At 44.8% G+C, this 6,282-nt stretch carries 5 protein-coding genes and 2 pseudogenes; 3 read left to right on the plus strand and 4 right to left on the minus strand.

Going from position 1 to position 6,282, the window contains the following annotated elements; translation table 11 throughout:
- Positions 1-192: 192 nt before the first annotated feature.
- Entirely contained in the window at positions 193-642 is a 450-nt protein-coding gene (locus ACEW9J_RS00165; protein ID WP_373543137.1) for an NAD(P)H-dependent flavin oxidoreductase, read from the plus strand.
- Positions 643-1,159: 517 nt separating this feature from the next.
- A pseudogene (locus ACEW9J_RS00170) lies at positions 1,160-1,291 on the plus strand (radical SAM protein); the annotation flags it as partial.
- A gap of 209 nt (positions 1,292-1,500) precedes the next feature.
- On the opposite strand, the gene ACEW9J_RS00175 reads toward ACEW9J_RS00170, so the two are convergent.
- The 4 genes from ACEW9J_RS00175 to ACEW9J_RS00190 form a co-directional block, all read right to left on the minus strand.
- Entirely contained in the window at positions 1,501-2,013 is a 513-nt protein-coding gene (locus tag ACEW9J_RS00175; protein ID WP_373543138.1) for an isoprenylcysteine carboxylmethyltransferase family protein, read from the minus strand.
- 218 nt (positions 2,014-2,231) lie between these two features.
- Positions 2,232-2,759 (minus strand): signal peptidase I, encoded by a 528-nt coding sequence (lepB, locus tag ACEW9J_RS00180; RefSeq protein WP_373543139.1) that lies wholly within the window; start codon positions 2,757-2,759, stop codon positions 2,232-2,234.
- Positions 2,760-2,872: 113 nt separating this feature from the next.
- Positions 2,873-4,618 (minus strand): DNA mismatch repair endonuclease MutL, encoded by a 1,746-nt coding sequence (mutL, locus tag ACEW9J_RS00185; RefSeq protein WP_373543140.1) that lies wholly within the window; start codon positions 4,616-4,618, stop codon positions 2,873-2,875.
- Between the two features lie 209 nt (positions 4,619-4,827).
- Positions 4,828-5,010 carry a hypothetical protein gene (locus ACEW9J_RS00190; protein ID WP_373543141.1) on the minus strand — a complete coding sequence of 61 codons (183 nt, stop codon included), beginning with the start codon at positions 5,008-5,010 and terminating at the stop codon, positions 4,828-4,830.
- A 228-nt stretch (positions 5,011-5,238) separates the two neighbouring features.
- Here ACEW9J_RS00190 and ACEW9J_RS00195 point away from each other — a divergent pair.
- Positions 5,239-6,282 (plus strand): annotated as a pseudogene (locus tag ACEW9J_RS00195) (ISAzo13 family transposase); the annotation flags it as partial.

Here is a 6,282-nt window from a genome sequence, read left to right on the forward strand (position 1 = left end):
TCTAGTTATCTCAAGATTGGTTGGAGTTGGGTTAAAAGGGCGATGAGTAATGGCTGGAATTTACTTTGTTCTGTCTCTTTTACTACTAATATTGACCGAGATCCCGTCAAGGCTTCTCATTCACAATATCTGCAAAAAAAAATACCGAATTGAATTTAAGGCGCACACACATGTCTGGGCTTAAAAAAACTTTTGTCCGTCAATCAGGTCACAGGTGGAATTTGGGATCGATCGGATATCGATCGCATGTTAGCAATTGGAGCCGCTGGCGTACAAATTGGCACCAGATTTATTACCACAGCAGAATGTGATGCCGCTCGACAGTACAAGGAATTTCACCTTCAGGCTTATGTCCAAAATCTAGTCACAGTCCCCAGTCCAGTCGGCAAACCCGCCCGCGCAATGGGCAATCAATTTACTGAGGATGTATTGAAAAATTCACCCACCCTCGAAAAACGTTGTATTGCCAACTGCTTAGATTCCTGTCTATGTCGAGACAAAAAAATCACCTACTGTCTCCTTCAGGCTCTCAATAAAGCCGCCCAAGGCGATATCGAACGGGGGTTAATGTTTTTCGGTGGTGCGGTAAAACCTGTGGCAAAAATCTTACCTGTTGTCGAATTGATGGCATCTCTCACCTAAACTTTAGGATCGATTAGATCGAGCTTAATTACAGCGGTTTGCAGGTTGGTGCAGGACAGCTATTCTTCAAAGCTTTTTTAGAGATTAGGTTCAATATTTAAAGTGTCCCCTACATGCTTACAAACCGCTGTATTTCTTTAGAATAGCCTCAACACTCGATCTTCACCCAATCTTTTACTGTTGGTAACTATGGGGGGAAAATGTAACCATCTTGCGATTCTGATGGGGATCTCTAGGATGGAGGTAGACCCAAACAGATGTTACGCAGGGTAACTGTTCAAGGGGGGTACGAAGTCAATGGGTTTGAGCCATCACTGAGGCGGAAAAATGGCTAATAAGCACCAAATAATGTCTTGAGATCGCTTGAAACCTGCATTCTCTGATTACCTCATGAACAGTTACCAATTAGAAGCTCCCATCTCATAGTTCGTTCGCGAAGCGTGGGCTTTGCCCAATCGCCTAGCACCTGCACCACACACCCCACACCCTAACCTCAAATTATGACCGTGCAAAGTATAGTAATCAGCGGCTGCATATTTTCAATCCTCAATTACAAGACCAAATTACCTGGGCAAGTGACCAAATCGAGATCCATGTATTGAACAATGGCGATCGATTGGTAACGGGGTATCGCAGATATGAGGAATAGTTAAATTCTTGAATCGCTTAAATCAATTATTAATTATTGGGTTGTTAAGGTGGGAATTTAAACTATGAGATATGTTTTTGCACGATCGGTATCGATTAGTATCGATCGATAAAACTCTTTGCTAGTAAGCATTTCAAATTTACTTTTACCTGTTTAGCGCGTCGGGCTATTTTAGCTAAATCCGAGACCGCTCTTATCAAGTTTTACAACTAATAAATCCAAGGAATCAACTTTTTTACAGAATTAGAGTAGCTTGCATAATCTGAAAACTTTTCTATCAGCCAAACTTCTTCCTTTTTCGACTTAGCATCAAAAAACACAAACAAAACGATCGAACCCACCAGATGCACCCAACTCATCTGCCAACTCGCATAGGCTAAAGCAAGATAAATCACGCCACTATACATCGGATGTCTAACAAGTCCATAAATACCAGTTTTCACTAATTGTCCTTCATCTCTAGGGTGCGGTAATGGCATAAGATTTTGCCCCAAATCGAACAGCGATCGACCCAGAAAAACTGCTGCTAAAATACTGAAGATGGCAGTAAAAATCAAACTTGTATACACCCAAACAGACAAACAAAAATCAATAAAACTAGGTGTATTCGGCGGGATTAGAGCAAAGACAAGTAATAAAAGACCCTGAGCAATTACCCAGTACTCACCACGAGTACCTCGCCACCAACTAGTTGTGATGCCCCAATTTGATAATAATTTCATAAGCTATTTATCATTATTTTACCCGATCGATAGCCACTGACAATGCGATCGCTATCGATAACAATTTAATCTCGCTATGCTCTCATCAGTTTGTAGCCAGGTAGTTAATAGTGGTGGGACATTTACTCGATCGAGATAATCATGTGATTTCTGACAATCGAGAATTTCCCGTTCTAATAACACTTGTGCCACCTCTTTAAGTAGTGGCTGATTGTGCGCTAGAATCGCGCTAGCGATGTGATGAGCGAGTAATAAAAAGTGGGATGCTCCCGATAGTGACCTTCAGGGACGATTCCATCTGGAGTTAATGCTGTACTGCTCCAATTGTAGTCGGGAGCTTCACCGAGATACTTTTCGGAGATAACTTTTCCATTGATATAAACTTTACCCTCTTTGACTTCAATTCGATCGCCTGGTAAACCGATGACACGCTTGATAAAATAATCCTTAAATTTTTGGTTCCCTTGAGCATCTACTTCTTTTGCCATTTGAGTCGTAGGGTTGAAGACGACAATATCGCCACGCACGGGATTAGCAAACCGATAACTGATTTTGTCGATCGTCAATCGGTCGTTAATTTGCAATGTGGGTAGCATCGAAGCAGACGGAATATAAGAACACTCCGCCACAGTCGCCCGAATTCCAAACGCAAATAGAGCACTCAATCCCAATGTTTGGAGGGTTTCGATCCAGGGATTTTCGACTTTAGTTACTATCGGTTCTGACGGCGGTTGCTTGGAACTCATAAGATCGCCCAAAATGAATGTAGGTGATTTGATACATCTGGAATTAGTTTGTTCCTAAGATACCCTAGATCCCCGACTTCTTTGAGAAGTCGGGAATCTGTCCCAGGGTTCGACTAAATACCGTGACTTTTACCAATTACCCAATGACGGCGGAACGAGCGCGCCAGACTACTTTCCTTAAATGATAGATAAATCGGTCTACCATGTGGACAGGTACGCGGATTGCGGGTGCGCTGCCAGCGATCGAGTAAACTTTGCATCTCTGCTAAACTTAACGCGGTACCATTGCGAATCGCGCAGCGACAGGCGACGGCGACTTGAGCGGCTTGCAAATCACCTCCGAGACTGAGTTCGGTAATTGCTGCTGCGATATCTTCCCGCATCAATAGCGGTGCTGGAGCCGTCCGAATCGCCCATAAGCCTTCACCGAAGGGATCGATCGCGATCGATATTTGCTGTAATTGCTCTACTTGCCGCTCTGACAGGTGTGAGAGTATAATTGGCGGTTCGAGTGGTAAAAGCTGCCAAGCACTAGCTATTTGCTCGTACAGCACTCGCTCGTGAGCGATATGTTGTTCTACCAACCACAGTCCATCGGCATGTTCGGCAATGATATAGGTATTGAGAACTTGTCCGACGGCGCGAAGTTCGAGTAAGCCCAATCCATCACCATCACTGACGATCGATCGCTGCGGAATATGATATGCTCCTTGCTGTTCGGCGACTGCGAGTAATTTACCGATCCGGCTAGTTTGAGTAGCATCGCTATCTTCCGACTGAAGATTCAGAGCCAAGTCGATGGCTCTAGCTACCTGTGCTTGCCAAAATTCTACCTGTTGGAGGTAGATCTCTACTTTGGCTGGGTGACGATTCCAATCGATGTAGTGCGGCGGCACCTGAAGGTGGAGAAAGCAGACAGGATAACGATCGCGTGGCAATGTGCGTGCCAATCCACTGACGATCGCCTGTTCCAATTCCGGTGCCCTGACAATCCGACCGTTAACAGCAACCTTTACCCAGTCTAATCGATGACGGTGACACCGATCGGGCAGTCCTAGAGTCAACTGAATTTTGGATTCGTCTACAGCGGTGGTTTGACTGGTTGAATAGCGAAAACGATCGTCTCGATCAGACCTCCGTCTCCTCATCCCCCCGTCCCCCTCTCCCCCTCTCGGCGCAATCTTCAGCTCAACATACTGAAGATCCTCCTCCCGCACTTTGGGCAACAATTGGGGGATAATTTGCTGGGTGGTGTTGCTGCCGATAATCTGAAACCACGGACGATGCTGTTGTTCTACTGTCCAACTAATCTGGGGATGACACAGAGCTAGATGGTAGATTGCCATCTGGACTTGGCGAAGTTGACAGTTGAGATTGGGCAAACCTTCCCGTCTGGCTGCCCATTCACCAAATAGATCTTCGACATCAATGGCGGTACCAGGAGCGATCGCGACTTCCTGTTGGCGGACGACTTCGCCCTGATGGTTGTAGACTAGATGCCAGCCATCGCTGCTCTGGCGGGGACGACTATAGATTTCCAGCTTGGCAAGTTGCGCCAGACTATGGAGAGCTTCCCCGCGAAAGCCCAAACTAGTAATGTGAAATAGATCCTCGCGATCGTCAATTTTGCTCGTACTATGTGCCGTTGCTGCTTGCTGAAGATCCGCAAGTTCGATCCCACTGCCATTGTCAGCGACCCGAATTCGCCAGCGATCGGGAAACAATGATACTGTAACTCTGGACGCACCAGCATCGATCGCATTTTCACACAGTTCGCGCACCACTGCTCCCAGAGAGTCGATGACTTCTCCCGCAGCAATCAGGTGAATGACATCGATCGGTAAAGTATGAATTGGCATTTAATCTCAGACGATCGGACATTACTGGCAAACTACTGGTAGAGGCAATTTATGAGTTACCCCTACCAGTAGTTTGATGTGTAGTCCTCCATTTTAGCGGGCAAAATTATTTTGTTTTTGAATACTGTAAACTCACCTACAGGTACATTAACCTGTGGAGATGTCGGCGATTTCTAACCGCTGAGATCTTAGCTACAAAATATCAACCTCTACACTGCGTAAGCGTGTCGCAGTGCCCAGATGACGAGGAAGATGATGCCGCCGAGTACCAGCGTCGAAGAGATGGCGATGGCTGCTGGCGTGTCCGCCCCTTTAAATTTCATGATGCCGCGATCGAGATCTGACATGGCTACTTGGTAGAAAGAATAGTGTCCCCATACTAGTATACACAAAATTGCTCAACTTCAACCGTTCTTGTCGCGTACCTGAGGTCATGGCTAAAATAGCCCTCAGTATCCCACCTTTGGGACTTCCAAGAAATAAATAGTTCCGAGAGAGTAAGATAGACTAAGAATATATACCGAAAGGAGATCTGAGCAATGTTGGAACTAACAGGGGGACTCAAAGCATTATTGAAAGAGACAGCAGAACGGCTCAAAGGTCATGAGCGTCGTAGGTTCATGGCGCAAACGGTGGAGGAATTAGGAAGAGGAGGGCAACGATTAGCAGAAAAAGAACTGGGTTGGCACCGAGACCTAATTAGGAAGGGAAAACGAGAATTAGAGAGTGGAATCGTCTGTATTGACGCATTTGAGTTGCGAGGAAGAAGGTCAACAGAAGATCGTTTACCGAACTTGCTACTTGACATTAAAAATATAGTAGATAGTCAAAGCCAAACAGATCCAAAGTTTAAGACAAATCGTTTATACACTCGGGTCAGTACGGCGGAAGTTCGCCGTCAACTGATCGCTCAAAAAGGATACAGTACAGAGGAATTACCCAGCGAAGAAACAATTCGGACTCGAATGAACAAGTTAGGATATTATCCAAGCAAAGTTGGGAAAACAAAACCGCTAAAAAAGTCGAAATGACCGATCCTATTTTCGAGCAATTAGAGATCGTCAACAAACAATCAAAAGATAAAATGACAATATTAAGGTTATCACTAGATGCGAAAGCAACAGTAAAGGTTGGGGACTTTTCCAGAGGAGGGAAAACTCGTGCGGAGGCAGAAGGTAACGACCACGATTTTAAGCCAAAGGCAAAAGTCACACCATATGGTATTTTTCTACCAGAATTAGATGAGCTATTTTACTATTTCACAACCTCAAAAGTGACCAGTGACTTCATGGTTGATGTGCTAGAGGATTGGTGGGTAGAACATCGCAAACGTTTCCCTCAAGTCAAGACATTATTACTTAATCAGGATAATGGGCCAGAAAATCATTCTCGTCGTACTCAGTTCATGAACCGAATTGTTGAATTTGCTCAGAGGCATCGTGTAAACATCCGACTGGCTTACTACCCACCTTATCATAGTAAATATAATCCAATCGAAAGAACTTGGGGAATTCTTGAAAATCATTGGAATGGGAGTATTTTAGATGAGATTGATACGGTATTAAACTTCGCACGAACAATGACATGGAAGGGGGGAAATCCTGTAGTCAAATTTGTTGCCGAAATCTATAAAACTGGGGTCAAACTTACTAAACAAGCAATGG

The organism is Chamaesiphon sp., from assembly GCF_041737865.1.
Classification (GTDB): Bacteria; Cyanobacteriota; Cyanobacteriia; order Cyanobacteriales; family Chamaesiphonaceae; genus Chamaesiphon.

What these genes read in the sequence shown, in the direction of transcription:
- ACEW9J_RS00175 (WP_373543138.1), bottom strand. Translation starts at nt 2,013, where the DNA reads ATGAAATTATTATCAAATTGGGGCATCACAACTAGTTGGTGGCGAGGT.
- lepB (WP_373543139.1), bottom strand. Translation starts at nt 2,759, where the DNA reads ATGAGTTCCAAGCAACCGCCGTCAGAACCGATAGTAACTAAAGTCGAA.
- mutL (WP_373543140.1), bottom strand. Translation starts at nt 4,618, where the DNA reads ATGCCAATTCATACTTTACCGATCGATGTCATTCACCTGATTGCTGCG.